The organism is Helicobacter pylori HUP-B14 (genome assembly GCF_000259235.1).
Taxonomy (GTDB): domain Bacteria; phylum Campylobacterota; class Campylobacteria; order Campylobacterales; family Helicobacteraceae; genus Helicobacter; species Helicobacter pylori_CU.
On record NC_017733.1, the window covers coordinates 403517 to 429763 of the forward strand.

The window sequence follows — 26247 nt, forward strand, 5'->3', positions numbered from 1 at the left end:
TTATTTATCCATTAAAAGTTAATATGGATCGTGCCTAAGGCTTCAAAATTAGAGTTAGGATCTAATTCAGCATGGCTTAGCACGACCACATCAATCCTAGCCTGCTCCATTTGATTGGAAAGGGCTTTTCTTAAATTAGGCTCTACGATCAAAATCACCGGAGCGATCCCTTTTTGCAAGACTTTCATGGCCTCTTCAGAGACCACTTCAATGAGTTTTTGCAATTCGCTCACATTGAGCAACAGGCTCTTAGAAGTGCCATTTTCTCGCAATTTATTAAGCAAAAATTGTTCGCTATCGGTAGAAAAGGTTAAAAATTTCAAACGCCCGTCTTCAGATTTAAAAGCGTTAGTGATCACCCTAGAAAGTCTCGCCCTCACTTGTTCGGTTAAGATATTCACATCGTTTTGAACCAATGGGGCAATATCGGTAATCGTTTCTAAAATAGTGAGCATGTCCTTAATAGGGATTTTTTCATGCAACAAGGCTTGCAAGACTGATCGGATCGCACCGGTGGGGATTTTTTTACTCTCTTCTACAATCGTAGGATAGTCTTTAGCCAAGCGCTCTAAAAGGGATTTCACTTCATCTTTAGTGATAAAATCTTCAGCGTATTTTTTCACTAATTCGCTGGTGTGCGTCGCAATAACGGTGCTTGGATCAATAATGGTATAGCCTTGAATGATGGCTTCTTCTTTATTTTTGGTTTCAATCCATAAAGCGTCCATTCCAAAAGCCGGCTCTTTAGTAGGAATGCCTTCAATTTCTTTATTCACAAAACCGGTATTCATGGCTAAAAACTTGTCTGGCATCACCATGCCCTCACCAATCACAATGCCCTTAAGCTTGATTTCATAATGCGTTGGGGGGAGCTGTAAATTATCCCTGATCCTAATTTGAGGCATCAAAAAACCATAATCGCTCGCTATCTTTTTTCTAATGCCCCTAATCCTTTCTAACAAATCGCCCCCTTGTTTCATGTCCGCTAAGCTGATGAGCTGATAGCCTAAAGCCAATTCTAAAAATTCAATTTTTAACACTTCATCAATCGCTTGTTCTTCTTCTCTTTTGAGCTCTTCTTGGGTTTTAGCCCTTGTGGTGGGGGTGTGGGGTTTGATTTTGGAGCTGTGGGGTTTTTCGCTCAAATCCAAGCCGAATTTTTGACTCAAATAATTTTCTAATTTAGTGAGCAACCCGTCTTTTCCCTCCCTGCTAATCAGCCATGCGATGAATAAAAAGAGAGTCCCTACAAACGCTAAAGAAAAGGTAGGGAGTCCAGGAATGGTTGCAAAAAGCAATAAAATCGCTCCCACAATCACTAGAGTTTTGCTTTTATTCGTGAGCTGTGTGATGAGTTTAGAAGCGAAGTCCTCTTCTTCGTTTTGCGTGGTGCGAGTGGCGACAATACCGGTCGCTGTCGCAATGATTAAAGCAGGGATTTGCCCTACAAGCCCATCGCCAATGGTTAGGATAGTGAAAGTGCTAGCGCTAAAGCTCAAGCTCATATCCCTTTGGAACACGCCCACTAAAAACCCCCCAATGATATTGATAAGCGTGATGATGATAGAAGCGATCGCATCGCCTTTGACAAATTTAGACGCGCCATCCATCGCGCCATAAAAATCCGCTTCTTGGCTTAGAGCGGCGCGCCGTTTTTTAGCTTCCTTATCATCAATAAGCCCTGAGTTTAAATCCGCATCAATCGCCATTTGCTTTCCTGGCATAGCGTCTAGAGCGAATCGCGCCCTAACTTCAGTAACCCTAGTAGAGCCATTAGTAACCACTAATAAATTCACTAACACTAAAATACTAAAGATAATCGCCCCAATCACATAATTCCCGCTCACGCTAAATTCCCCAAACGCTGTGATAATATCGCTCACCGCGCTAGGCCCTTTATAACCTTGAGTTAAAATCATTCTAGTGGTGGCGACATTTAAAGCCAAGCGGTATAAGGTTACAATAAGTAATAAAGTGGGGAAAGCGCTAAAATCAGTGGGCTTGTCAATATAAAGCCCGATTAAAATAATCAACACCGATAGCGCGATAGAAATCGTGAGTAAAAAATCCAACACAAAAGGCGGTAACGGCACGATAATGATCGCTAAAATCGCTATCACAAAGACCACAAGGGCTAAGTCTTTGGATTGCAAAAAGCGTTTAAAGACAGGGAAAGTCTTTTTAAAAGCTAATTTGGAGCGTTCGTTTGCCATAATCTAAAATCAATGCCTTAATTTTGGTAGGTGTGTTTGTCTCTTATTATAATATAAAGTTTAAAAGTATGGCACAAAAAAGCTTATTTTACGCTATAATGCGATCTTTATTAAATTACCAATTAGGAGGTCGTTATGGCTTTGAATCTGGAGAAAAAACAAGAAATCATTAAGGCGTTTGCTACTAAGGAAAACGATACAGGTTCTTGTGAAGTGCAAGTGGCGTTGTTGAATGAAAGGATCAAGCTTTTAACCGAGCATTTAAAAACTAACCCCAAAGATCATTCCAGTCGTTTAGGGCTTTTAAAATTAGTCGCTCAAAGACGCAACTTGTTGAAATACATCAAACGCACCGCTCATGCACGTTATGTGGTTTTGATTGAAAAGTTAGGCATTAAAGACAGATAATTTTATCGGTTTTAGGGTATGGCGAGTTTGTGTTGAAAGAGCGTTTGAAAGCCTTTTTTAGTGCGGACTCTATTTTCACTTTAATTTTTGCCCTTTTTTTTCTCACTTCGTTTAAAAAACCTTTAACGCAAGTCTTATTGATTGTTTTAATGGTTTTTTTGTTTCTTAGGTGTTATTTCCAAGCGTCTTTGAAAGAAACTTTCGCAATTAATCATTTAAAAACCATGTCTTTTAAATGGCTCACTCTGGCTTTTTTAGGCATGTTTTTAAGCATCTTCCCTAACATGTTTAACATGTATGATAGCCAAACTTTCCGCTACAATTTGTTCGCTCTAAACATGTCCTTAACTTACGCTTGCGGGGCGTTATGCTTGCTTTTTGCCAGCCGTTTAAGAATCAAATTGAATCAAAAAATCCTTTTTTATAGCATGGCTGTTGCAAATTTCATCAACGGCTTGCTTTCATTGGTGCAAAAAATTTATTTTAACATGCCCAGAGCGCAAGGGTTTAGCACGGTTAAGGAGTATGTGGTTTTAGTGAGCGTTTCCATTTTAGGCTGTTATATTTATGCGCTCTATTCGCAAAGTCAAAAAGAAAAACTTTTTTTCACGCTTTCTGTTTTTGTGGGGTTTTTAGTCGTTATTTTAAGCGCCACAAGGAGTGCGACAATCGCTTTTGTAGCTACTTTTTTAATCCTTTCTTGCTTTATTTTATACGCCAAAAAATCGCTCAAACCATTGGGTTATATGGTGGTTGTGAGTCTTATTTTGAGCGCTTTGTATGTGGGGAGTAACGCTTTAGAAAAAAGGGGGGCAATAGAGCAATCTAGGGTTCAAAATCAAACCTTTGAAGAAGATCTGAAACGCTACGCTAAAAAGGACGCTGATAGCAGTATCGGGTGGCGTTTGGAGCGTTGGAAAGAAGCCCTAACGGTTTTGCGTTTAAGGCCCTTTTTTGGTATGGCCGCTAGCGAGAAATGCCAGAGGTTAGAAGAGATTTTATCCTTATCAAAGTCTTATAGAGCCAAAGATTTGATTCTTTGTTATGAAAGATACGACAATCAAATCATTCATGTTCTAGCCACTAGGGGGATCATAGGCTTTTTGATCTGGCTCTTTTTTTTACTAGCGGTTGTAAAGATTTTTTGGAGTGGGATCAAGCAAAACTCTTTAATATCGTTTTTTATATTAACGACACTCACTTTTTACCTCATTTTTGGCATCGGGTTTGACCCCTTTGATTTCTTCATTACGGGAAGTTTTTTTGTAGGAATGACCATGATGGCTGTTTTTTTAAAAAAGGATAAAAGCGCTTTTTAGCATCAAAGGGTTTGATGTTAGTCAAGCGGTAGTTTCTTGTGGTGCGTTCTTAGGGGGATTTAAGGGGTAAGATAAAAACTTATGCTATAATGTGGCTTCATTCCATATTAAAACAAGGAGAATAAATAATGAAAATTTTAGTGATTCAAGGGCCTAATTTAAACATGTTAGGACACAGAGACCCAAGACTTTATGGCATGGTAACCTTAGACCAAATCCATGAAATCATGCAAACTTTCGTGAAACAAGGCAATTTGGATGTGGAATTAGAGTTTTTTCAAACCAATTTTGAGGGCGAAATCATTGACAAAATCCAAGAGAGCGTGGGCAGCGATTATGAAGGGATTATTATTAACCCTGGAGCGTTTTCGCACACTTCTATTGCGATTGCGGATGCGATCATGCTAGCGGGCAAACCCGTTATTGAAGTGCATCTCACTAACATTCAAGCCAGAGAGGAATTCAGGAAAAATTCTTACACTGGAGCGGCTTGTGGAGGCGTGATCATGGGATTTGGCCCGCTTGGCTACAACATGGCTTTAATGGCGATGGTCAATATTTTAGCCGAAATGAAAGCGTTCCAAGAAGCCCAAAAAAACAACCCTAATAACCCCATTAACAATCAAAAATAAAAGGGGGCTACCCAATGAAAGGATTAGAAAGAGAATCGCATTTCACGCTCAATGAGAACGCGATGTTTTTTGAATGCGCTTATAGTTGCGATAACGCTTTGTTTTTGCAATTAGAGGATCGCTCGTTCTTTATCACTGATTCTCGCTACACCCAAGAAGCTAAAGAAAGCATTCAGCCTAAAAATGGCGTTTTAGCGGAAGTGATAGAGTCTAGCGATTTAGTCCAAAGCGCGATTGATTTGATCGCTAAACGTTCGGTTAAAAAGCTCTTTTTTGACCCCAATCAAGTGAATTTACAAACCTACAAGCGTTTAAATTCAGCACTTGGGAATAAGGTTGTTTTAGAGGGCGTGCCTAGTTACCACCGCCAAAAACGCATCATTAAAAACGATTATGAGATCCAACTCCTCAAAAAATCTCAAGCGTTGAATGTTGAAGCTTTTGAAAATTTTGCCGAGTATGTGAAAAAGATTTTTGATGAAAAAGAGTCCTTGAGTGAGCGGTATTTGCAGCATAAGGTTAAGGACTTTTTGACTAAAGAGGGGGTTTATGATCTGAGTTTTGAGCCTATTTTAGCCTTGAATGCGAACGCGAGCAAGCCCCATGCTTTGCCTAGTGCGAAGGATTTTTTAAAAGCGGAGCATAGCATTCTTTTGGATATGGGGATCAAATACGAACGCTATTGCTCTGATAGGACTCGCACGGCTTTTTTTGACCCTAAAGATTTTGTCTTCAAAAGGGAGCAGAGTTTCAAGGATAAAGAGCGTCAAAAGATTTATGACATTGTGAAAGAAGCGCAAGAAAAGGCTATTTCAGGCATTAGAGCGGGCATGACCGGTAAAGAAGCGGACAGCTTGGCTAGGGGGGTGATTAGCGATTATGGTTATGGGCAGTATTTCACTCACAGCACCGGGCATGGCATTGGCTTAGACATTCATGAGCTTCCTTATATTTCATCGCGCAGTGGAACCATTTTAGAAGAGGGCATGGTGTTTTCCATAGAGCCTGGGATTTATATCCCTGGATTTTTTGGGGTGCGCATTGAAGATTTAGTGGTGATCAAAAATTCTAGGGCTGAGCTTTTGTGATGCGAGAGATCCTTACTAACCGCTTTTTCCCCAGCCTTTTTAAAAAAAAGCTTGATTTTTCTAACAGGGTGGTTTTAGGGTTGGGATCTAATCTTAAAAATCCTTTAAAAATATTAAAAAATTGTTTTTTGTATTTTAAAAATCATAGTAAAATCGGGAAAATTTTTTCTTCGCCCATTTATATCAATCCGCCTTTTGGTTACACTAATCAACCCAACTTTTATAACGCTACGATCATTCTTAAAACATCTTTAAGTTTGTGCCATTTTTTTGCTCTGGTTTTTTATATAGAAAGGCGTTTTGGGCGTGCAAGGAAGCGCGATTTTAAAGACGCTCCAAGAACTTTGGATATTGATATTATCGCTTTCAATCAAGTCATTTTGAGGCAGAATGATTTGACTTTACCTCACCCTAAATGGAGCGAAAGAGACTCGGTGTTAGTGCCTTTAACTTTGCAACAAATTCTTTTTAAAAAAGGGGAGTGGTGAAATTCTATACCTATAGTGGGGAGACGGCCGCTGAAGCTTTAAAGATCGCTCAAAGCCACCATGGGGTGGATACGCTGGTGTTTAAAACCCAAGAAATCCGTAAAAAAACGCTCACTTCTTCTGGGCTTTATGAAATCGTTGTGGCGGTTGAAGAAGAGAGCGAAAACAAACCCCCTAAAGCCCCCCTTATTCCTGAAAGTTTGTATAATGAAGAATTGAATGAAGAAGATGTGGTCATGCAGCTTTCAAGCACTGTAGAAGAAATGCGCAAACTCGCCGGGGTTTCATCTAATCAGTGCAACTATAGTTTTTCAAAAAATAAGACCCTTTTAGAAAAAGACACCCCGTTAGAGAATGCGCCTTTAGAGGCTAATAAGCAGGACGCTTTATTGCAAGCTTTAAAAGATGAAGCCAACCATAAAAAAGAAAGAGAAAAAAGAGAAGTTAAACAAGAAGAAGAGATTAAAGACATCAATCTACAATTAAGCAAAATCAGAGACAGCTTAAAACTCATTCAAAACATGTTTTGGGATGAGAAAAACCCCAACTCTGTCAATATCCCTCAAGAATTTGCAGAAATTTACAAACTGGCCAAACAAAGCGGGATGAAATCCAGCCATTTAGATGAAATCATGCAATTGAGCCTGGAATTGATGCCTTTACGCATGCGGGAAAATTCCGTAACGATCAAGCGCTATTTTAGAGAAGTGTTGCGCAAAATGATTTTGTGCCGCCCTGAAGATTTGAATTTGAGGCAAAAACGCATCTTAATGCTTGTAGGGCCAACAGGCGTGGGGAAAACGACGACTCTAGCCAAATTAGCCGCGCGCTATTCTAGAATGCTAGCGAAAAAATACAAGGTGGGCATTATCACTTTAGACAATTATCGTATTGGGGCTTTGGAGCAATTAAGCTGGTATGCTAATAAAATGAAAATGAGTATAGAAGCGGTGATTGACGCTAAAGATTTTGCTAAAGAAATTGAAGCGTTGGAATACTGCGATTTTATTTTAGTGGATACGACAGGGCATTCGCAATACGATAAAGAAAAAATTGCCGGTTTGAAAGAGTTTATAGATGGGGGTTATAATATTGATGTGTCCTTAGTGCTTTCGGTTACCACTAAGTATGAAGACATGAAAGATATTTATGATTCTTTTGGGGTGTTAGGGATTGATACTTTAATCTTCACGAAATTAGATGAGAGTAGGGGGTTAGGGAATTTGTTTTCTTTAGTGCATGAAAGCCAAAAGCCTATCAGCTATCTTTCTGTCGGCCAAGAAGTGCCTATGGATTTGAAAGTGGCTACTAATGAATATTTAGTGGATTGCATGCTAGATGGCTTTAGTAACCCTAATAAGGAACAAGCATGAACAATCAAGCGAGCCGCTTAGATAATTTGATGAATATTAAAAACCCTAAAAGTTTTTTTGATAATAAAGGGAATACCAAATTCATCGCTATCACAAGCGGTAAGGGAGGCGTGGGGAAATCCAACATTAGTGCTAATTTAGCCTACTCTCTATACAAGAAAGGTTATAAGGTAGGGGTGTTTGATGCGGATATTGGTTTAGCGAATTTAGATGTGATTTTTGGGGTGAAAACCCATAAAAATATCTTGCATGCCTTAAAAGGTGAAGCCAAATTGCAAGAAATCATTTGCGAGATTGAACCCGGGCTTTGCTTAATTCCCGGGGATAGCGGCGAAGAAATTTTAAAATACATTAGCGGTGCAGAAGCTTTAGATCAATTCGTGGATGAAGAGGGGGTTTTAAGCTCTTTAGATTATATTGTGATTGATACGGGTGCTGGGATTGGAGTCACTACGCAAGCGTTTTTGAACGCGAGCGATTGCGTGGTGATTGTTACCACACCCGATCCATCAGCGATTACCGATGCGTATGCATGCATTAAAATCAACTCCAAAAATAAAGATGAATTGTTTCTTATTACTAACATGGTAGCCCAACCTAAAGAGGGCAGGGCGACTTATGAAAGGCTGTTTAAAGTGGCTAAAAATAATATCGCTTCATTAGAATTGCACTATTTAGGGGCGATTGAAAACAGCTCCTTATTGAAACGCTATGTGAGGGAGCGAAAAATTTTGAGAAAAATAGCCCCTAATGATTTGTTTTCGCAATCCATTGACCAGATAGCGAGCCTTTTAGTTTCTAAACTAGAAACCGGCGCTTTAGAAATACCAAAAGAAGGTTTGAAAAGCTTTTTTAAAAGGCTTTTGAATTATTTGGGGTAGGCTGATGAGAGTTCAAAATTTTATCCATTTTTCTGTTGTGGTAGGGTTTTTTTTGGGGTTAGTGTTTTCGGTGTTGAAATTCAATGAGCCAGAGAGCATTTTATTATGGACGGTGTTATCCACGCTTGGGGGATACTTGATCGCGTTGTTATTTGCGTCTATTTTTATCGCTTGCACGGATTTAGATATTTGTCTTTTTGACAAAAAAGGCACTGAAGAGAGTTTGCTCCGTTTCAACCATGAGTTTAAAAACAGAGAAAAAGAAGTGGCTAGTATTTTAAATTACATTAGAAATTATGATTTTGATGATGGAAAATAGAATGCCCAAAGGAATTCAAAAAACTGAAGCGAGCGAAAAAAGTATAGAAAAGGTTTTGAACGCCTATGACAAGCAACAACACCACCATCAAGACGATCTCGCTATCCAGTATTTACCAGCCGTGCGTGCTATGGCGTTTCGTTTAAAAGAGCGCTTGCCTAGCTCTATTGATTTTAACGATCTGGTTTCTATTGGCACTGAAGAATTGATTAAATTAGCCAGGCGTTATGAGAGCGCGTTAAACGATTCTTTTTGGGGGTATGCTAAAACTCGTGTCAATGGGGCGATGCTAGATTATTTGCGTTCTTTAGATGTGATTTCTCGCTCTAATAGGAAGCTGATTAAAAGCATTGATATTGAAATTACCAAATACCTTAATGAGCATGGGAAAGAGCCTAGCGATGCGTATCTAGCGGAAGTTTTAGGCGAGAATATTGAAAAGATTAGAGAAGCCAAAACGGCCTCAGATATTTATGCGTTAGTGCCAATAGATGAACAATTCAATGCGATTGAGCAAGATGAAATCACTAAAAAAATTGAAGCAGAAGAGTTGTTAGAGCATGTCCAAAAAGTATTGAATCAAATGAGCGAACGAGAGCAAATCCTTATCCAGCTTTATTACTTTGAAGAGTTGAATCTGAGCGAGATTAAAGAGATTTTAGGCATCACTGAATCGCGCATTTCTCAAATCATTAAAGAAGTGATTAAAAAGGTGCGTAAATCCTTAGGAGTGGATCATGGCTGATATTTTAAGCCAAGAAGAAATTGATGCGCTTTTAGAAGTCGTTGATGAAAATGTGGACATTCAAAATGTCCAAAAAAAGGATATTATCCCGCAGCGCAGCGTAACCCTCTATGATTTCAAACGCCCTAATCGTGTGAGTAAGGAGCAATTGCGTTCTTTTAGGAGTATCCATGATAAAATGGCTAGGAATCTTTCTAGCCAAGTCTCTTCTATCATGCGTTCCATTGTAGAGATTCAGCTCCACAGCGTGGATCAAATGACTTATGGCGAATTTTTGATGAGTTTGCCTAGCCCTACGAGTTTTAATGTCTTTTCCATGAAGCCTATGGGAGGAACGGGGGTTTTAGAGATTAATCCTAGCATCGCTTTCCCTATGATTGACAGGCTATTAGGGGGTAAGGGGAGCGCGTATGATCAAAACAGGGAGTTTAGCGATATTGAATTGAATTTATTGGATACGATTTTACGCCAAGTGATGCAAATTTTAAAAGAAGTGTGGTCGCCCGTGGTGGAGATGTTTCCTACCATTGATGCTAAAGAATCCAGCGCGAATGTGGTCCAAATCGTCGCTCAAAATGAAATTTCTATCATGGTGGTTTTAGAGATCATCATTGGGCATAGCCGTGGGATGATGAATATTTGTTACCCGGTGATTTCCATTGAAAGCATTCTTTCTAAAATGGGGAGTAGGGATTTGATGCTTTCAGAAACGAACTCTAAAAAGAGCCGTAATAAGGAATTGCAAGCGCTATTGAGTGGGGTGAGCGTGGATATGATCGTGTTTTTGGGCGCGGTGGAATTGAGCCTGAAAGAAATGCTGGATTTAGATGTGGGGGATACTATCCGGTTGAACAAGATCGCTAATGATGAAGTGAGCGTGTATGTGCATAAAAAAAAGCGTTATTTAGCGAGCGTAGGGTTTCAAGGGTATAGGAAAACCATTCAAATTAAAGAAGTGATCTATAGCGAAAAAGAACGCACTAAAGAAATTTTAGAAATGTTAGAAGAACAGCGCAGAGGCAAAGTGGGCGATATTATGAAAATAGAAGAAGAGTGAGAAATGCAAGATTTTATTAAGATTTTTATTCAAGAGGTTGTCTCTACTTTAGAAGGGTTAGTGGGTAAGGCTCCGAGCGTGGGATTAGAAAAAGAAATTTCTAGTAGCGACGAATCTTTTTTGAAATTAGTCAGCACGCCTTATGCAAGGGTTAAAATTAGCGCGATTGAAAAAGAAGAGAGCCCTATTGAATTATTGGCTCCGGTAGATTTAGTTACCGCTTTAAGCGATTTGATGCTAGGAGGTGAGGGGGCGAGTAAGGAAGAAATGGATAATGACGATTTAGACGCTTTTAAAGAAATGGCTTCTAATATTTTTGGCGCGATCGCTACGAGCTTGAAGTCTCAAGAATTGCTCCCCAAACTCAATTTCACTACCACGAACGCTGAAATCGCTAAAGAGCTTCCTAAAAAAGAAGATTACGCTAAAGCGATGGTGTTTTCTTTTAAAATGGAAGCCATCAAAGAAAGCCAAATCATTTTATTGACTACGGCAGCTTTTGAACGCCAATTTGAAAAAACGCATAAAGAAGAAAAAGAAGAAACGACACAGAGCGCTACTGAAGAGATTAAAACCCACGATGCGTCTTTAGAAAACATAGAAATCCGCAATATCAGCATGCTTTTAGACGTGAAATTGAATGTTAAGGTGCGAATCGGGCAAAAAAAGATGATTTTAAAAGATGTGGTTTCTATGGATATAGGGAGCGTGGTGGAGTTGGATCAATTGGTGAATGACCCTTTAGAAATCCTTGTGGATGACAAGGTGATCGCTAAGGGCGAAGTGGTGATCGTGGATGGGAATTTTGGCATTCAGATCACGGATATTGGCACTAAAAAGGAACGCTTAGAGCAACTGAAAAATTAAACCATTTTAGAGTAAAAAAGGAAGGATTATGGCTATTTTTGGGGAATTAGGCTCGCTTGGGCATTTGTTTAAAAAAACGCAAGAATTAGAAATTTTGCATGGGTATTTACAAGATGTCATGCAAAAGGGTAGTGAAGCTAATCAAAGGGTTTTAAACCTCGATCCTAATACAGAATTTCAAACGCCTTTAGGGCATGGCATCTTTAGCATAGAGCAGAGTTATTGTTTAGAGCATGCCAAAGAAAGCGAGAAAGGCTTTTTTGAAAGCCACAAACAATATGTGGATTTCCAGCTGATTGTCAAAGGCGTTGAGGGGGCTAAAGTGGTGGGTATCAATCAAGCTGTCATTAAAAACCCTTATGATGAAAAAAGAGACTTGATCGTTTATGAGCCGGTCAAAGAAGCTTCTTTTTTGCGTTTAGATGCGGGCATGCTGGCTATTTTTTTTGAAAGCGATGCGCATGCGTTGAGGTTCTATGGAGAGTCTTTTGAAAAATATAGGGAAGAGCTGATTTTTAAAGCGGTCGTTAAAGCGCCTAAAGGATTGATCAAATTAAAATTATGAAATTGGTGAGTCTTGTTATAGTTTTTTGTTGTTTTTTAGGGGCTGTAGAGTTGCCTGGAATTTATCAAACTCAGGAATTTTTATACATAAAAAGCTCTTTTGTGGAGTTTTTTGAGCATAATGGGAAGTTCTATGCTTATGGTATTTCTGATGTGGATGGCTCTAAAGCCAAAAAAGACAAACTCAATCCTAACCCAAAACTAAGGAATCGCAGCGATAAAGGCGTGGTGTTTTTAAGCGATTTGATTAAGGTTGGAAAACGATCTTATAAAGGCGGTAAAGCGTATAATTTTTATGACGGCAAGACCTACTATGTAAGGGTTACTCAAAATTCAAACGGGGATTTAGAATTCACTTCAAGCTATGACAAATGGGGGTATGTCGGCAAGACTTTCACTTGGAAACGCCTGAGCGATGAAGAAATCAAAAATCTAAAACTCAAGCGTTTTAACCTGGATGAAGTCCTTAAAACCATTAAAGATAGCCCTATCTAAGCTTCTCCTTTAAAATTTTTTAACATTCACTCTCTTGGCATTCTTTACACCACACAAACATTTTCATGTCATGGCTAATCAGCTTGGCTTGATATTTTTTAACGACTTCGTTCTGGCGGTTTTCAATTTCAGGGTCTGCAAATTCAATGATCTTACCGCAATGCAAACAAATGATGTGATCATGGTGTTCTTTAGCTGCAATTTCATAGCGCCGACCGCTTTTTGAAGTCTCTAAAACACAGATAAAATTTTCTTTTTCTAAGAAATTCAAAATGCGATAGACTGAAGAAATGCTGGTGTTTTTGTCCTTTTGGCGGATAGAATGCGTGATTTCTTCAGGGCTTAGGTGTGTGCCGCTGCGATACAAAACGCTCACCACTTCTTCTCTCTGTTTTGAATTTTTGAGTCCGTTTTTTTTGATAGACATCCTCAAGCGCTCTAAAATGGATTCTAAAGTTTCTAATCTTTTCATGCTGATATTTCCCTTATCCGTAAAATGATTTTTATAACTAGAATATTATTATACAATAATAATGCGATAAACCATAGATAAAACTCATTATTATTTTAATTTAATCAAAAAATATTGATTTTTTATTACCATTGTCGCATTTTAATGTAACTTATAAGATCAATTTCTTATTTTATCAAGCCATTCTAAAAGGGTTTTTTCAAACCCTATGCCTTGAGAAGAAACCAAATCTAGGGGTTTTTCCAAATAATCTTGTTTGACATAGCCGTTATAATCATGCGGGTAAAGGTAATCTTTAGCGTTAGGCAGCAGGTGTTTAGGAATAGGGTAGAGTGAGCCTTTTTGAACGCAATCTAAGGCCTGATTGATCGCTCTATAAGCCGTGTTAGACTTGGGCGAACAAGCCAGATAAATCACGCACTGACTTAAAATAATGCGCGCTTCAGGGTAGCCGATTTGTTTGACTGAAAACAAGCAAGAAGCGGCTAAATTAAGGGCGTTTGGGTTAGCGTTACCAATATCTTCGCTCGCAAAAATCACCAGCCTTCTGGCGATAAATTCCGGGTTTTCCCCGCCAGCAATCAAGCGCGCCAGATAATAGATGGAAGCGTTTTCATCGCTCCCTCTTAAAGACTTGATTAACGCGCTAGTGAGGTTATAATGCGTATCATCGCTATAAGATCCGTCATTTAGGCTATGGGGCCGTAAGGATTGTAGGGTTTTTAAAGTGATAGGATTTTCTATTTTAGCGCTCAAATCTAAAAGGTTTAATAACGCTCTAGCATCGCCAGCGCTGTTGTTTAAAAGATAGGTTTTAGCGCTAGGCTCTATTTGTTTTTTTAACAATACTAAAGCTTTAGCGCAAAGCCTGTCTAAATCGCTCTTGTTTAGGGGGGTTAATTCAAAAATAAAACTTCTTGAGCGGATCGCATGGCTTAGGCTGTAATTAGGATCTTGCGTGCTAGCCCCTAAGATTAAAGCGTGATCTTTTTCCATAATGGGGAGTAAAAATTCTTGTTGGGTTTTATTCAATCTGTGGGTTTCATCAATAAAAACAACGGGCTTTAAAAGGGTGTTTTGGTAATTTTTAAGCTTAAGGCGTAAATCCTCTAATTTGAAATCTGTCGCATTGAATAAAAGAATGGGGCGCTCTAGGGAGTGAGCGATGATTTGAGCCAGACTTGTTTTACCCACGCCAGGAGGGCCATAGAAAAAGGCATGGGGGAAGTGTTTGGATTGTAGGGCTTTAAATAAGGGGGCGTCTTTCCCTATTAAATGCTCTTGGCCTAAAAAATCTTCTAGGCTTTTTGGGTTTAAAAGCGAAGTCAGGCTCATTTTTTAAATAAAATCAATTCATAAAAATTCGTAGGGGTGTTTAAATTTTTCGTTGGGGTTTTGTTGTTTTTAGAGTGTTTGTGCAGAGCGTCTTGCAATTCTTTATTGAGATTGTCTAATTCATCAAGCTTTTCTTTTAAACGCAAGATAATATCCACGCCCGCTAGATTAACCCCCATATCCCTTGTAAGGCGTAAAATCGTTTTGATTTTGTCCATGTCTCGTTGGGAATACAAGCGCATTTTCCCATCAGTCCTGCTAGGCTCTATCAAACCCTCTTTTTCGTATTGGCGCAAGGTTTGAGGGTGCACGCCTAAGATTTTAGCCACAACGCTGATTAAATAAAGCGGTTCATCATAATCGCACACGATTCCTCCTTACAATTCTTTTTCTAATAACGCTTTTAACTCATTAGAAAGCGTCTCCGTTTTAGGCAAGATCAAACGAGCTTGCAAATACAAATCCCCCACATGCGAAGTTTTTCTGTTTTTGATCCCTTTTTCTTTAATGCGGAATTTTTGCATCGCTTTGGTGTTAGGGGGAATGGTTAGGGTTAAGGTTTTATGCCAAGTAGCGATTTCAATTTTTCCTCCAAAAAGAGCCGTCTTTAAGGGTAAATCAAAGATTTGGATAATATCGTCTTTCTCGCGCCTATACATTTCATCTTCTTCAATATGGATCTGCAAGAGCAAATCGCCCCTACCCATTCGCCCCGTTTTCCCTTTGTTGCGAACCCTGATTTTTTCGCCCTCTTCCACGCCGATAGGGATTTTAAGGCTAAAAGTCTCATTATTGACGCTCACTTGTTTTTTATTGCCTAAAAGGGTGTCTAAAACAGAGACATTTAAAGTGGCGGTCATGTCTAAATTTTCAGGGGCGAAATTGGAAAAATTAAAGCCAGAAAAGCCTTGCGAGTTTTGAGAAAATCTTTGCGAAAAGCCTCCTCTCCCAAAAATAGAGCTTAAAATATCGTCTAAATCTTCACTAGGACCACGGCTTCGGGCAAAATCGCTGAAATTCTGCCCCCCAAACATGTTATCGCCAAACTGATCGTATTGGCGGCGTTTTTCTTCGTCACTCAAAATTTCATAAGCGGCGTTGATTTCTTTGAATTTTTCTTCGGCTTCTTTGGTTTTATTCAAATCCGGGTGGTATTGTCTGGCTAAACGGCGGTAGGATTTTTTGATTTCATCTTGGCTGGCGTTTTCGCTCACGTTTAAAGTTTGGTATAAACTCTTGCTCATGAATCACCTTTAAAATAGTTTTATTAGAATACTATCATAAATCTTTAGTGTTAGTCAATCAAGTTTATTGATAATGTTTAGTGGTCATTGAGATTTTAAACCCGTTTCAGCGCAATTAAAAGGAATTTTCATTAAAATACTAGGTTTAAATCCACGATGAGTTTTTAATGCAATATAAGAAAAATAAGAAAAGATATTATCATTTAGCGTTAGGGATCCTTTTTTGTAATGGCTTGTCTTTGAAAGCTTTAGAAATCGCCGTCAAACCTTTTGGCTATCTGGGGCTATTGTATAATCAAGGGGCGCAAAAAAACCCTCACAGCTACGTGGGGGCTTTAGCGCGTCTTGGGGTGGATTTTTCTTATAGCAATGGGTGGTCTTTTGGCATTGGAGCGATTGGGGCTTGGAATATTTATAACAAACAGCGTTTGGCTAACCTTTACATCAGTCTAGGGAATTTTTTTGGTAACCCTAACAATGTTAAACCTTATTTGAGCGCTGGCGATGTTTCTGATGCGTATCTCCAATACACTAACCAGCGTTTTAAAATCGCTTTAGGGCGTTTCAATACCGATTTTGTGGATTTTGATTGGATAGGGGGCAATATTCAAGGGGTCTCTGCGGCTTTTAAGCAAAATTCCATGCGTTATTTTGGGATTTTTATGGATAGCATGCTTTATAATGGGCATCAGATCAATAAAGAGCAAGGGAATCGGATCGCTACTTCTCTAAACGCTCTAGCGTCTTATGATCCCGTGTCTAAACGCTTGTATGTAGGGGGGGAAGTGTTTGTTTTGGGTGCAGAATACAGGCATGAAAATCTTAAAGTGGTTCCTTTTATTTTAACGGACACCCGCTTGCCTTTGCCCACTCAAAATGTTTTAGTGCAAGTGGGGGGTAAGTTGGAATATGACGCTTCTTTAGCTAAGGGTTTCACTTCGCACACTCTAGTGCATGGCATGTATCAATACGGCAACACTGATATTGCTACAGACGCTAAAGATGCCGGCTTGTTTTTGATCGATCAAACTTTTAAATACCAAATTTTTAATTTTGGAACGGGTTTTTATATCGTTCCGGCAAGAAACAATAAGGGCTATCTATGGACTTTTAACGACAGGACTAAATTCTATGGCCGTGGGATCAACGCGCCCGGCGTGCCAGCGATTTATTTTGCAAATTCTAGCATTTCAGGCTATGTTTTTTTAGGGCTTAAGACTAAAAGGGTGCGTTTAGACGCGATGGTGGCTTTTGGGGATTATCAAGAATATTCTTTGATGAGCAGTTTTAGGGTTTGGACTTATAGGAGTTTGTCTTTTGATATGGGTGGGGGGTATGTGTATGCTTATAATTCTAAAGCCACGAGAAAAAGTCTTGGAGATAGTTCTTTTGTCTTTTTTGGGAAGTTTTTGTTTTAAAAAAATGCCGTTTTTACAATCAATAGTGAAGAATTTGCCAAAAGTAAGCGATAAAGCAAGCGATAATTTCTTTTTTTAAAAAATCAATATTAAAAGAAGTTTTTGTTTCAAGAAATTCTTTTGAAATCAGGTCTTTGTGTTTTTTTAGGGAAAAAAGCTTTTTTAAATTCAGGCTCCCATAGTTTGATCACGCCATGGTGGGTCATCTGGTGCATATTGACTAAACGCATGTTTAAAAGAGCCTTTTCTTTAGCTTCGCTGTCGCTCAAATCTTCTTTAATTTTGAACGCTTGAATGATTTGCTCCCACAATTCATGCTCTTTAGCGTCTTCGTTTAAAAAATCTTTATAGTTGAAGCCGCCAATCCCTTTGACCCCCTTAATATTATCCCCCTTATCCCCCACAACGCACTGGTAATAAGCAAAAAAATGAGCCTCTTTTTGACTCACATTAAAAAAAGCGTTTGTTTTCAAGTTGAAATGAGAACCTCTATTGGAATACAAAATATCCTTATCCATGCTGGCTATCACATAATTGTTGGGGTCTTTCTTTTTGTAAAAAGAGATAATATCATCGGCTTCATATTCAAAACAATGTTCGCCCTGGATTTTAGCCCCTTTTTTTAGGGGGTATTTTTCCACTAAAGCGATCTTTAGAGCTTTTAAAAGGGCTTTAAAATCTTCATCAAATTGGTGGCGTTTTTGTTTGTAATGATCGCACAGCTGGTAGCGGAAACTCTCTCTGCCCCTAGTGATAAAAAAAAGCGTTTTAGAGCAACGGGTTTTGCGCATGATAGATAAAATCTGAGTGGTAAGGAAAATAACGCCTACTTCTTGCAAGCTATAAGCAGCGAATCTTTTAGGGAGCGTTTTATTAGAGAGCAAACGCCTAACAATATTAGGGATAACGCAATCAATGTCTAGTAAAAGGGTTTTTGAATGCGTGGATCTTGTTTTGTTAAACGCTTGTCTGATGGTTAATCCTTAAGTTGAATTTCACTTTTTTAAAAGTTAAACTATTATAGTAAATATATAGCAAATAATAAGTTATTTTAATAATAATTAGCTCTATTCTCATTCAATACGCTAAATTTTAAGAGATCACCGCTTGTTTTAGCTCTTTTGATTGCAAAAATGCTTTTGGCATTCTTGCATTTTATGATCAACGCCCCACAAAAAACAGGGCTTAAGGATTTTTTTGTTATTTGCGCGGTAAGTTATACTTCCGGCGTTTTTCCCAAAGGCTTTTGCGGCTAATGCCAAGCTTGTTAGCCAATTCTGTATCGGTGCAAGTAGAAGAAAAATGCCTGATCGCTTCTTTTTCATATTCTTGAATGGAAAGGAAAGTCGTGTTATCGCTAAACAAAGATAGGGGTCTATTGCCGCATTCAATGCTCACAATTTTAGGAAATTCCAAGGGTTCTTTATGGGTATAGGACAAAACAATAGGGCATGAACGGGCCAATTCTAACAATTTCAATTGCTCATCTTTTTTAAGCTCTTCTAAATGCATGATGTAAAAAGGGCGTTCTAATTTGTCTTTATTTTTGTATAGCTCTTTCCAAGTGGTGTCTTTTAAAGAGAAAAAAGAAAAATCCATTTGCCTTTCTTTAGCGTATTGCAATAAATAAGCGTTCGCAAGCTCTTGAGAGGGCGTGTGGATGATAAAGGGCGGCCGGTAAGAAAAATCTTTAGGCAAGGGCAATTCCGCATGGATAAAGTCTAAGTAATTTTCATAAAATCCCAAGCGAGCGGTCATTTCTTGGTAGGCTTTGTGGTATTGGATCTTGCGCAACAATTCATCCATTTTAAAAGGTTTTAGAATATAATCTCTCGCTCCCGCTTGAATGGGCTTATTCACGCCATCTTCATTGACATGCGAAGCCATCATGATAATGATTTGCTTGGAATTATAACGCACAAAATGTTCGCAACGCCCTTGAGTGCAAACTTTAGAAGAAACCAAAATCACATCATAAGGCTCTTTATTTTCTTCTGAAATGCTAGAGATGATCTCGCAAAAATGCCCCAAATCATGCAAATTATGAGAGATACTCCTAGCTAGCGCTAAATCGTCTTCAATGATTAAGATTTTCATCCATTCTTCCTTTTATCGCGTTTAAAGTTTTTGTTTATAACGCATGCTCACATGCGCTTGGACTAACAGCCCTTCTTGTTTGCCAATGAACCCCATTTTTTCCATTGTAGTGGCTTTCAAGCTGACTTGAGATTTTTCTAAACCCAAAAGTTGGCTCAAATTCTCTAAAATCGCCGGTTTGTAAGGAGTGATTTTAGGGATTTCGCTAAAGATGGTCGCCCCCATTTCAAACAATTCAAACCCAATGCTTTGAGAAAAATCCAACACGATTTTTAAAAGCTCTTTAGAAGAGGCGTTTTTGTATTTGGGGTCATTATCAGGGAACCATTCGCCAATATCCCCCCCTTTAATCGCTCCTAAAATCGCATCAATAACCGCATGCAACAAAGCATCGCCATCGCTGTGAGCCTTTAACCCAAACTCGCAATCCAAAACAACCCCCCCTAAAACCATAGGCTTATTTTTAATGAACGCATGCGTATCAAAACCCATGCCGATAAAAGTGTCCTTTGCTGGGTTAAAAAAAGGCGTAAAAAACTTTAAATCGCCGCTTGTGGTGAGTTTGTGCAAATTTTTACTGCCTTCAATATAACTCACACGATCAGGGAAAGCTTGTAAAATCGCGCTGCTTTCATCTTTAAAATCCCCTTGATTTAGGGCTGATTGGAGCGCTTTGGTGTGGCTTAATTGCGGGGTTTGAATGAGTTTGATCGCTTCTCTATCTAAAGCTTCGTTATAATAGATCGCTGTGTCATAGCAAGGCAAGTAAGGAGCGATGCAATAATGGCTCGTTTGTTGGAGGGTTAAAAACAAACTTTTAAGTGCTTCCATATTGGCTAAACCCCTAGCCACATCGCTGGTGAGCGTGTAAGCGCTATCAATTACTTTCAAGGCGTTACGCACGGATTCTTGCCTTGATGCCCCGCCTTTTATAAGCTTGATTTCAGGGTAATGGCGTTGGATATAAATATAATCCAATCCGCTTACAACCAGAATGATTTCTTTAAAGTCTAGGGCTTTTTTAAAGCTTTCATAAACGCTGAGCCATAAGGGGGTATGATTAGAGCGCAACCATTGTTTTTTGATGGTTTGAGAAAAACGCTTAGATTCCCCAGCGGCCAATAAAACAATGCTCGTTTGTTTGATAAGCGTTTCTAGCGTTTCTTTAGTTTCAAAAGGGTCTTCTTCTAAACTTTCTAAAGAGAGTTTAAAAGCTTCCCCATTCACTCTAATCAAAGACATGCGACTAACGACCCACCCCTATCATTTCACCAAAATGATCCTATAACCTTGATTCAAGTCTAAAACTAAGAATCGTTTGGGTTTGCCTTTATATTTTTCTAAAGCATGGTTAAAATCCGCAACGCTTTTCACTTCAATCTCTTCAATTTTTGTGATGATATTGCCTTGCCTGAAGCCAGCTTGCTCCGCTGGGGAATTTTCATTCACTTGAGAGACTAAAACCCCTTGAACGTCATCGCTCAAACGCATAGACCTTTTGGTTTTTTGGGTTAAATCTTCTACTTGAAGCCCGTTCAATTGGCCTTGCGCGCCGTTTTGAGCAGAAATGGTTTCTTTTTTGTTAGGGTTTTTCCTTTCAGCTAGAGTGAGGGTGAAAGTGCGTTCTTTTTTGTCTCTAATGACTTTTAAGGTTACTCTTTGATTGGGTAGCATAGAGCCGATTAGATTTCTTAACTCGTTCGTGTTTTTAACCTTTTTCCCATTGACTTCAGTGATCAAATCCCACACCAAAATCCCTGCTTTTTTAGCCGGAGAGTCTTTTTCTACGCTAATGACCACCGCCCCTTCTTTGTTGTCGTAAGAATTTTGCAAATCGCCGCTCAAATCTTGCAAGCCCACGCCCAAGTAACCTCTTTCAATTTTACCGGTTTTGATGAGCTGGGTTACAATATCTTTAACCATGTTAGAGGGGATGGCAAAGCCAATGCCGTGGTTGCCCCCGGTTTTAGAGATAATAGCGGTATTAATCCCCACTAACCCTCCACGGCTGTCAATCAAAGCGCCGCCGGAATTTCCAGGATTAATGGAAGCGTCTGTTTGAATGAAATTTTCATAGCTGTTGATCCCAATCCCGCTTTTATTGAGCGCTGAAACAATGCCTTGAGTAACGCTTTCACCCACGCCAAAAGGGTTACCAATCGCAAAAACCAAATCGCCCACTAAAATATCATTAGAATCAGAGAATTTGATCGTGGGTAAGTTGTCTTTAGTGATGCGAATCACCGCTAAATCGCTTTCAGAATCCGTGCCTACTAAAGTGGCGGAATATTCTTTATTGCTCCCTGGAATGGTCACTTTAATCTTATCCGCGCCATCAATCACATGGTTATTCGTAACAATATAACCATCTTTAGAGATGATGACGCCACTGCCTAAAGCCCTTTCCATTCTTTCTTTAGGAATCATACCGCCCAAATCCCCAAAAAATTGTTGGAAAAAGGGGTCATTAAACACACCGCCACCTATAAAATTGTTTTTAATCTTCTTTTCAGTGGAGATATTCACCACCGCTTTAATAGAGTCCTTAATGGAATCGTGGTAAGAATAGATCGTATCGTCTTTAGAAGGGACGCTTATTCGCTCTTTCACTTTGGGCATGTTTTGGATTTGGATATTGCCCGCATTCAAACTTAACGCTAAAGCCAAAGAGATAAAAAGGGTTTTTTTCATCATGGTTACTTCCTTAAAATTTGCTAAACTTCAAAATTAAGAAAAGATTATATCAAATCTTTTTTGTTATTTTCATTAGCTTTTTGTGTAAAATAGTATCCAATGTAACAAATAACAGCAAAAACAATCGTTAAAATCATCCCAATGCGTTGATCCTTATCCATAGCCGAACCAATCACGCCGATGGCACACCCAGTGATCCCTATGAGTTGCAAAAAGGGTAGAAAGGGGGCTTTATAAGGCAAATCCTCTAAAGAATGCCCAGCCTTTAAGTATTGCTTGCGGAAAGAATATTGCGAAACAGACACGCTAACCCACACAATAATCACCGTGAAACTGATCACATTAATCAAAGCTTCCACGACATTTTCTTTGGCATAAATTTGGACTAAAAGCCCTATGAGAGAAAAAGAAAGGGAAAAAAGCATCGCATAAGTGGGTGTGCCTTGTCGGTTGAGTTGGGAAAAAACCTTAAAAAACATCTTTTGTTTGGACAGCCCATAAATCATGCGGCTCGCTCCATAAAGCCCTGAATTAGCGGTAGAAAACATCGCTGTAATGATAACAGCGTTCATTATATCAGCCACATAAGGGATACCCATGCCAATAAAGGGCAAATTGATGCGTTCTAAAACGCTCACAAAAGGGCTTTGCGTGATAGAAGAATCGTTCATGGGTAAAAAAACAGAAATGACAAACACAGAGCCTAAAAAGAAAAAGACAATCCGCCACAAGGTCGCCTTAATCGCTTTGGGCATCACTTCACTAGCGTTTTTAGTCTCTCCCACAGCCACCCCAATCACCTCTGTGCCAGTGAAAGCAAAAATGACAGCGAGCATTGCGCTAAAAACCGCTGCGCTCCCGTTAGGGAAAAACCCTTTATCGCCAAAATGGAAGTTATCAAAAATAGAACTAAACCCATGCGAATAGATTTGATAAATAATCCCAATCACACCAATCCCTATAAAAGCGATCACCGCTAAAACTTTAATCAGGCTAAAGAAAAACTCGCCCTCGGCAAAAATTTTAACCGAAAAAAAGTTCAATAAAAAAACTAACGCAATGCATAAAATAACCCAATAATGGATGGGAATATTTACAAACCAGCGTTGCATGAGCATGCCTATAGCGATGTATTCTAACGCCACCGTGATCACCCAGCCAAGCCAATACATCCAAAAAACCATATAGCCCGTGCCAGGGCCTATGAATTTAGCCGCATAATCCCCAAAACTGCCCGTAGTGGGATAAACGCTAGCCAATTCGCCTAAAGAGAGCATGATGCAATAAACCACAAGCCCTCCAAAACCATAAGCGATCAAGGTCCCTAAAGGACCAGCGCTCGCAATATTACCCCCAGTGCCTACAAAAAGCCCTGTGCCAATCGCTCCCCCAAATGCAATCATTAAGAGATGGCGCATTTTCATGTCTCTTTTAAGCTCGCCTTGTTTTTGCGTGGTATTTTGATGCGTTATCTTTTGATTGTCCATGCGACACCTCCTTAGATTGAAAATAAAAATAGCTTGAATTGTAACAAAAATAAAATAAAATGATTTTTTTTAATTGAATATTGAAAATAAAATTTAAAAAAAAAACGAAAGAATACTAAAGTTAATGCTTATCAATATTTGATGAGAGCGGATTTTTAAGGTATTTTCTTAAAGAACGCTAAAAACTTATTCTAAAAAATTAAGATTTATAATATTTAATGGTGTAATCTATCCCCGAATAAAGGGTTAAAAAAACCGCTATGGCCACAAGCACATAAGAGTAAGTTAAATTGGCTAATAAAGTGCCAATCGCTACGACTTGAGAAACGGTTTTATACTTGCCTAACGCATTGACAGGAATATCCTTTTTTTCATTAGCGGCTAAGACTCTAAGCCCTGAAATAAAAAATTCACGCCCTAAAATCACAAACGGGATCCACGCATTCACGCGATCCAAATGGACTAACCCTAAAAACGCGCTCAAAATAAGGATTTTATCCGCTAAAGGATCAAAGATTTCCCCAAAGCGCGATTTGGCTTTATAGCTTCTAGCGATATAGCCGTCCAATAAATCCGTGAGCGCGGCAAACAAAAAAACCAATGAAGAGATCATGTTGGTTTGAAAGGGAGTTAAAAAACTAAAATAAGTGCGCGTGTTTAACAATAAAAATAATAAAAATAAGGATAAGACGATGCGTAAAATCGTCAAAAAATTAGGCAGGAGTTTTAAAACTTTCATGCTTTCAAAAAGACTTGTGAAAAATTCAAAAACGCACGCCCTAAAAAGCTGAGCGCCACACACATTAAAATCACAGCGATCGTTAAAAAAATGATAACTAACGCTTGCACTAAAACCCCTAAAAGAGCCAACATGAAACTAAAAAGCAATAACCTAAACCCGCTTAAAAAAAATCTTTCTTGCGCATAAAGGCTCAATTCTCTATAAAGTTTATACAAGTAAAAAACAGAAACGCCATTACCGATTAGCGAAAGAGCGTTACTGGCGTTAGGGACAAGATAGCTTAAAAGGGCGCATAAAATCAGCGCTAAAAAACTGAAAGCGAAGTTTTCAAAAAAACTCAGATGGCGTGTGATTTTAGAAAGCCTGTAAAAACCAATCGCTCCGGCAATAAACCCAAGCGCGCATAAAAAAAGAGATAGTAAGACGATATAAGCCGATTGACTATTAAAGAGATTAGAAACTTGGAGCGGTTTCGCACCGCTTAAAGCGATAGAAAAAACCAAAAGGATAGCCCCACACAAAGGGGCGAAAAAATAGCACAACAAGCATTTTTTAATGAATTGCAACTCTTTGTTTTGGTGGATGTGGATAATGTTTTTCAAAAAAAATCTTTATTTAAAAGTAGTCCCGCCATCTACAACGATCGTTTGCCCTGTAAGCCAACCGCTTTGGGTTTCATCGCATAAAAAATAAGCCGCTCCGGCTAAATCGTTAGGATTACCCATGCGTTTTAGGGGCGATTGCTCTTCTACTTTTTCTTTAATCTCCACATAATCAGGGAAAGCTTTCAAAGCGTCCGTATCAATAGGCCCGCCACTAACCGCATTTACTCTAATGTTAAATTCGCCTAAATCCACAGCAGCGTATTTGACCATGGTTTCTACGGCATTTTTAGAATTGCCATGCCCAGCGTAATTAGGCATATAGACCAAATTCCCAGTAGAGCTTAAGCTCACGATCGCTCCGCCGCCTATTTTTTGCATGCGTTTTGCCGCTTCTTGAGCCCCTACCACAAACGCTAACACGGTGGCTGTGTAAATGTTGTTTAACCCCTTAGGTTTTAATCGCATAAACGGCGCAAATCCCCCCACGACAGAGCGCCCATAAATAATAGCGTTAGAAATAAAAAAATCCACTCTGTCAAAATCCGCGTCAATTTGCTTGAAAAGCTCTGTGTATTGCTCAGGCTCTAAAACATTAAGGGGGTAGGCTTTGGCTTTAATGGAATATTTTTGCTCCACATCTTCTATAATTTTATTCGCTTCTTCAACATTTTTATTGTAAGTGAAAGCGATATTCACGCCGCTTTGAGCGAAGCGATACAATATCGCCTTGCCAATCCCTCTCGTCGCGCCGCTGATCACTAGGGTTTTATTTTTCATGTGATTGGAACCATTCATGCAATTACCTCATATTGTTGTAAAGTTTTTTCTAAAAGTTGAATCGTTTCTTTGCTTGGGGCTACTAAAGGCAGTCTGTAACTTGGGTTTTCAATCAAGCCGGCTAAATGCATGGCCATTTTAATAGGGATAGGGTTCGTTTCTACAAAAAGGGCTTGATGCAAATGAAAAAGCTTATCTTGGATTTCTAGGGCTTGTTGGTATTCAAATTTGAGCGCGCAATTGACCATTTGTGAAATCAAATTAGGCATTAAATTACCGGTCACTGAAATCACGCCGCACCCCCCTGAAAACATGATAGAGTGGTTGAGTGAATCTTCCCCGCTAAAAATTTTAAAATCTTTTTCATAATAATGCAATTCTGTTACTCTTTTCAAAGAGCCAGACGCTTCTTTAATGGCTTTAATGTTAGGGACTTCCCTAAAGAGTTTGAGGGCGGTTGGGACTTCAATAGACACGCCTGTGCGGCTTGGCACATCATAAAGCATGACAGGGATTTCCACTGATTGAGCGATAGTTTTATAATGTTCAAACAAGCCTTGTTGGGTGGGGCGGTTATAATAAGGGCTTACGCATAAAATCGCATCCGCACCGATTTTTTGAGCGAACTTTGCTAAAGAAAGGGACTCGCTTGTGGCGTTACTGCCCACGCCGGCTAACACTTTCATGCGTGAATTGGAAGGCGTTTTAGTGCTTTTGCAAGTTTCTATGGCGATTTCAATGCAACGCATGTGCTCTTTATGGGTGAGCGTGGCGGATTCTCCTGTCGTGCCAACAGGCACGCATGCGTCCATGCCCTGAAAAATTTGGCGCTTGATCAAGGATTCATAAGCGACCTCATCAACGCTCAAATCTTTTTTAAAAGGCGTAATTAACGCGCTAGATGAATGAAATTGCATGTTATAAGGC

Annotated in this window: 28 protein-coding genes; 14 read left to right on the top strand and 14 right to left on the bottom strand. The window is 39.2% G+C overall.

The window, feature by feature from the left end:
- Nucleotides 1–11: 11 nt before the first annotated feature.
- Nucleotides 12–2213, bottom strand: coding sequence for a flagellar biosynthesis protein FlhA (gene flhA / locus HPB14_RS01995; protein ID WP_001262895.1), 2202 nt, complete (start codon nt 2211–2213; stop codon nt 12–14).
- A 135-nt stretch (nt 2214–2348) separates the two neighbouring features.
- Here flhA and rpsO point away from each other — a divergent pair, with 135 nt between their 5' ends.
- The 13 genes from rpsO to HPB14_RS02060 all read left to right on the top strand — a co-directional run bounded on the left by rpsO (nt 2349) and on the right by HPB14_RS02060 (nt 12449).
- Complete coding sequence (rpsO, locus tag HPB14_RS02000) at nt 2349–2621, top strand: 30S ribosomal protein S15 (RefSeq protein WP_001207126.1); 273 nt, start codon at nt 2349–2351, stop codon at nt 2619–2621.
- Between the two features lie 29 nt (nt 2622–2650).
- Nucleotides 2651–3940 (top strand): O-antigen ligase family protein, encoded by a 1290-nt coding sequence (locus HPB14_RS02005; RefSeq protein WP_000910770.1) that lies wholly within the window; start codon nt 2651–2653, stop codon nt 3938–3940.
- Between the two features lie 128 nt (nt 3941–4068).
- Nucleotides 4069–4572 carry a type II 3-dehydroquinate dehydratase gene (gene aroQ, locus HPB14_RS02010; protein WP_000699284.1) on the top strand — a complete coding sequence of 168 codons (504 nt, stop codon included), beginning with the start codon at nt 4069–4071 and terminating at the stop codon, nt 4570–4572.
- 14 nt (nt 4573–4586) lie between these two features.
- Entirely contained in the window at nt 4587–5660 is a 1074-nt protein-coding gene (locus HPB14_RS02015; RefSeq protein WP_000677178.1) for an aminopeptidase, read from the top strand.
- Nucleotides 5660–6148: a 2-amino-4-hydroxy-6-hydroxymethyldihydropteridine diphosphokinase gene (gene folK, locus HPB14_RS02020; protein WP_041199426.1), complete on the top strand. Its 489-nt coding sequence runs from the start codon at nt 5660–5662 to the stop codon at nt 6146–6148. The genes HPB14_RS02015 and folK overlap by 1 nt, the downstream gene beginning before the upstream one ends.
- On the top strand, nt 6145–7521 hold the full coding sequence (flhF, locus tag HPB14_RS02025) for a flagellar biosynthesis protein FlhF (RefSeq protein WP_014658435.1): 1377 nt from the start codon (nt 6145–6147) through the stop codon (nt 7519–7521). The genes folK and flhF overlap by 4 nt, the downstream gene beginning before the upstream one ends.
- Nucleotides 7518–8402, top strand: a complete 885-nt coding sequence (gene ylxH, locus HPB14_RS02030) for a flagellum site-determining protein YlxH (RefSeq protein WP_001064463.1) — start codon at nt 7518–7520, stop codon at nt 8400–8402. Before flhF ends, ylxH begins: the two co-directional genes overlap by 4 nt.
- 4 nt (nt 8403–8406) lie before the next feature.
- A complete protein-coding gene (locus tag HPB14_RS02035) occupies nt 8407–8721 on the top strand; it encodes a hypothetical protein (protein ID WP_001265943.1) in 315 nt (104 codons plus the stop codon).
- Complete coding sequence (locus HPB14_RS02040; protein WP_000602403.1) at nt 8699–9466, top strand: RNA polymerase sigma factor FliA; 768 nt, start codon at nt 8699–8701, stop codon at nt 9464–9466. The genes HPB14_RS02035 and HPB14_RS02040 overlap by 23 nt, the downstream gene beginning before the upstream one ends.
- Nucleotides 9459–10523 (top strand): flagellar motor switch protein FliM, encoded by a 1065-nt coding sequence (gene fliM, locus HPB14_RS02045; RefSeq protein WP_000763575.1) that lies wholly within the window; start codon nt 9459–9461, stop codon nt 10521–10523. Before HPB14_RS02040 ends, fliM begins: the two co-directional genes overlap by 8 nt.
- Before the next feature lie 3 nt (nt 10524–10526).
- The gene (gene fliY / locus HPB14_RS02050) at nt 10527–11390 is read left to right on the top strand and encodes a flagellar motor switch protein FliY (protein WP_001150631.1); all 864 of its coding nucleotides are present in this window, start codon (nt 10527–10529) and stop codon (nt 11388–11390) included.
- Nucleotides 11391–11418: 28 nt separating this feature from the next.
- Entirely contained in the window at nt 11419–11955 is a 537-nt protein-coding gene (locus HPB14_RS02055) for a YhcH/YjgK/YiaL family protein (protein ID WP_000963984.1), read from the top strand.
- Nucleotides 11952–12449, top strand: coding sequence for a DUF2147 domain-containing protein (locus HPB14_RS02060; protein WP_000780260.1), 498 nt, complete (start codon nt 11952–11954; stop codon nt 12447–12449). The genes HPB14_RS02055 and HPB14_RS02060 overlap by 4 nt, the downstream gene beginning before the upstream one ends.
- Before the next feature lie 19 nt (nt 12450–12468).
- On the opposite strand, the gene fur is transcribed toward HPB14_RS02060, so the two are convergent.
- The 4 genes from fur to HPB14_RS02080 form a co-directional block, all read right to left on the bottom strand.
- Entirely contained in the window at nt 12469–12921 is a 453-nt protein-coding gene (gene fur / locus HPB14_RS02065) for a ferric iron uptake transcriptional regulator (RefSeq protein WP_000824996.1), read from the bottom strand.
- A gap of 159 nt (nt 12922–13080) precedes the next feature.
- Entirely contained in the window at nt 13081–14256 is a 1176-nt protein-coding gene (locus HPB14_RS02070; RefSeq protein WP_000060206.1) for a replication-associated recombination protein A, read from the bottom strand.
- A complete protein-coding gene (locus tag HPB14_RS02075) occupies nt 14253–14624 on the bottom strand; it encodes a heat shock protein transcriptional repressor HspR (RefSeq protein WP_000332993.1) in 372 nt (123 codons plus the stop codon). The genes HPB14_RS02070 and HPB14_RS02075 overlap by 4 nt, the downstream gene beginning before the upstream one ends.
- 9 nt (nt 14625–14633) lie before the next feature.
- On the bottom strand, nt 14634–15500 hold the full coding sequence (locus HPB14_RS02080) for a DnaJ family protein (RefSeq protein WP_000045878.1): 867 nt from the start codon (nt 15498–15500) through the stop codon (nt 14634–14636).
- Nucleotides 15501–15667: 167 nt separating this feature from the next.
- Here HPB14_RS02080 and HPB14_RS02085 point away from each other — a divergent pair, with 167 nt between their 5' ends.
- Nucleotides 15668–16918 carry a hypothetical protein gene (locus tag HPB14_RS02085; protein WP_001199510.1) on the top strand — a complete coding sequence of 417 codons (1251 nt, stop codon included), beginning with the start codon at nt 15668–15670 and terminating at the stop codon, nt 16916–16918.
- Between the two features lie 107 nt (nt 16919–17025).
- Here HPB14_RS02085 and HPB14_RS02090 read toward each other — a convergent pair whose 3' ends face one another.
- The 9 genes from HPB14_RS02090 to dapA form a co-directional block, all read right to left on the bottom strand.
- Entirely contained in the window at nt 17026–17892 is an 867-nt protein-coding gene (locus tag HPB14_RS02090; RefSeq protein WP_080011962.1) for a 5'-3' exonuclease, read from the bottom strand.
- A 226-nt stretch (nt 17893–18118) separates the two neighbouring features.
- Complete coding sequence (locus tag HPB14_RS02095; protein ID WP_000697567.1) at nt 18119–19015, bottom strand: OriC activity response regulator; 897 nt, start codon at nt 19013–19015, stop codon at nt 18119–18121.
- A gap of 21 nt (nt 19016–19036) precedes the next feature.
- On the bottom strand, nt 19037–20257 hold the full coding sequence (locus HPB14_RS02100; protein ID WP_000052912.1) for a bifunctional 2-C-methyl-D-erythritol 4-phosphate cytidylyltransferase/2-C-methyl-D-erythritol 2,4-cyclodiphosphate synthase: 1221 nt from the start codon (nt 20255–20257) through the stop codon (nt 19037–19039).
- 21 nt (nt 20258–20278) lie between these two features.
- Entirely contained in the window at nt 20279–21709 is a 1431-nt protein-coding gene (locus HPB14_RS02105; RefSeq protein ID WP_000976604.1) for a Do family serine endopeptidase, read from the bottom strand.
- Nucleotides 21710–21753: 44 nt separating this feature from the next.
- Nucleotides 21754–23196, bottom strand: coding sequence for an amino acid permease (locus HPB14_RS02110; RefSeq protein ID WP_000370101.1), 1443 nt, complete (start codon nt 23194–23196; stop codon nt 21754–21756).
- A gap of 199 nt (nt 23197–23395) precedes the next feature.
- Entirely contained in the window at nt 23396–23935 is a 540-nt protein-coding gene (gene pgsA / locus HPB14_RS02115) for a CDP-diacylglycerol--glycerol-3-phosphate 3-phosphatidyltransferase (protein WP_014658436.1), read from the bottom strand.
- Nucleotides 23932–24540, bottom strand: coding sequence for a hypothetical protein (locus HPB14_RS02120; protein WP_000789411.1), 609 nt, complete (start codon nt 24538–24540; stop codon nt 23932–23934). Before HPB14_RS02120 ends, pgsA begins: the two co-directional genes overlap by 4 nt.
- A gap of 9 nt (nt 24541–24549) precedes the next feature.
- Nucleotides 24550–25338, bottom strand: a complete 789-nt coding sequence (locus HPB14_RS02125) for an enoyl-ACP reductase (RefSeq protein WP_001014507.1) — start codon at nt 25336–25338, stop codon at nt 24550–24552.
- The gene (gene dapA, locus HPB14_RS02130; protein WP_001159595.1) at nt 25335–26237 is read right to left on the bottom strand and encodes a 4-hydroxy-tetrahydrodipicolinate synthase; all 903 of its coding nucleotides are present in this window, start codon (nt 26235–26237) and stop codon (nt 25335–25337) included. Before dapA ends, HPB14_RS02125 begins: the two co-directional genes overlap by 4 nt.
- Nucleotides 26238–26247 lie beyond the last annotated feature (10 nt).

Excerpts from the sequence above, each read along its gene's own strand:
- HPB14_RS02035 (WP_001265943.1), top strand. The coding sequence starts at position 8,407 with ATGAGAGTTCAAAATTTTATCCATTTTTCTGTTGTGGTAGGGTTTTTT.
- fur (WP_000824996.1), bottom strand. The coding sequence starts at position 12,921 with ATGAAAAGATTAGAAACTTTAGAATCCATTTTAGAGCGCTTGAGGATG.
- HPB14_RS02100 (WP_000052912.1), bottom strand. The coding sequence starts at position 20,257 with ATGTCTTTGATTAGAGTGAATGGGGAAGCTTTTAAACTCTCTTTAGAA.
- fliY (WP_001150631.1), top strand. The coding sequence starts at position 10,527 with ATGCAAGATTTTATTAAGATTTTTATTCAAGAGGTTGTCTCTACTTTA.
- HPB14_RS02095 (WP_000697567.1), bottom strand. The coding sequence starts at position 19,015 with ATGAAAATCTTAATCATTGAAGACGATTTAGCGCTAGCTAGGAGTATC.
- HPB14_RS02080 (WP_000045878.1), bottom strand. The coding sequence starts at position 15,500 with ATGAGCAAGAGTTTATACCAAACTTTAAACGTGAGCGAAAACGCCAGC.
- fliM (WP_000763575.1), top strand. The coding sequence starts at position 9,459 with ATGGCTGATATTTTAAGCCAAGAAGAAATTGATGCGCTTTTAGAAGTC.
- folK (WP_041199426.1), top strand. The coding sequence starts at position 5,660 with ATGCGAGAGATCCTTACTAACCGCTTTTTCCCCAGCCTTTTTAAAAAA.
- ylxH (WP_001064463.1), top strand. The coding sequence starts at position 7,518 with ATGAACAATCAAGCGAGCCGCTTAGATAATTTGATGAATATTAAAAAC.
- aroQ (WP_000699284.1), top strand. The coding sequence starts at position 4,069 with ATGAAAATTTTAGTGATTCAAGGGCCTAATTTAAACATGTTAGGACAC.
- pgsA (WP_014658436.1), bottom strand. The coding sequence starts at position 23,935 with ATGAAAGTTTTAAAACTCCTGCCTAATTTTTTGACGATTTTACGCATC.
- rpsO (WP_001207126.1), top strand. The coding sequence starts at position 2,349 with ATGGCTTTGAATCTGGAGAAAAAACAAGAAATCATTAAGGCGTTTGCT.
- HPB14_RS02040 (WP_000602403.1), top strand. The coding sequence starts at position 8,699 with ATGATTTTGATGATGGAAAATAGAATGCCCAAAGGAATTCAAAAAACT.
- HPB14_RS02105 (WP_000976604.1), bottom strand. The coding sequence starts at position 21,709 with ATGATGAAAAAAACCCTTTTTATCTCTTTGGCTTTAGCGTTAAGTTTG.
- HPB14_RS02055 (WP_000963984.1), top strand. The coding sequence starts at position 11,419 with ATGGCTATTTTTGGGGAATTAGGCTCGCTTGGGCATTTGTTTAAAAAA.
- HPB14_RS02110 (WP_000370101.1), bottom strand. The coding sequence starts at position 23,196 with ATGGACAATCAAAAGATAACGCATCAAAATACCACGCAAAAACAAGGC.
- HPB14_RS02060 (WP_000780260.1), top strand. The coding sequence starts at position 11,952 with ATGAAATTGGTGAGTCTTGTTATAGTTTTTTGTTGTTTTTTAGGGGCT.
- HPB14_RS02015 (WP_000677178.1), top strand. The coding sequence starts at position 4,587 with ATGAAAGGATTAGAAAGAGAATCGCATTTCACGCTCAATGAGAACGCG.
- dapA (WP_001159595.1), bottom strand. The coding sequence starts at position 26,237 with ATGCAATTTCATTCATCTAGCGCGTTAATTACGCCTTTTAAAAAAGAT.
- HPB14_RS02070 (WP_000060206.1), bottom strand. The coding sequence starts at position 14,256 with ATGAGCCTGACTTCGCTTTTAAACCCAAAAAGCCTAGAAGATTTTTTA.
- flhA (WP_001262895.1), bottom strand. The coding sequence starts at position 2,213 with ATGGCAAACGAACGCTCCAAATTAGCTTTTAAAAAGACTTTCCCTGTC.
- HPB14_RS02125 (WP_001014507.1), bottom strand. The coding sequence starts at position 25,338 with ATGAATGGTTCCAATCACATGAAAAATAAAACCCTAGTGATCAGCGGC.
- HPB14_RS02085 (WP_001199510.1), top strand. The coding sequence starts at position 15,668 with ATGCAATATAAGAAAAATAAGAAAAGATATTATCATTTAGCGTTAGGG.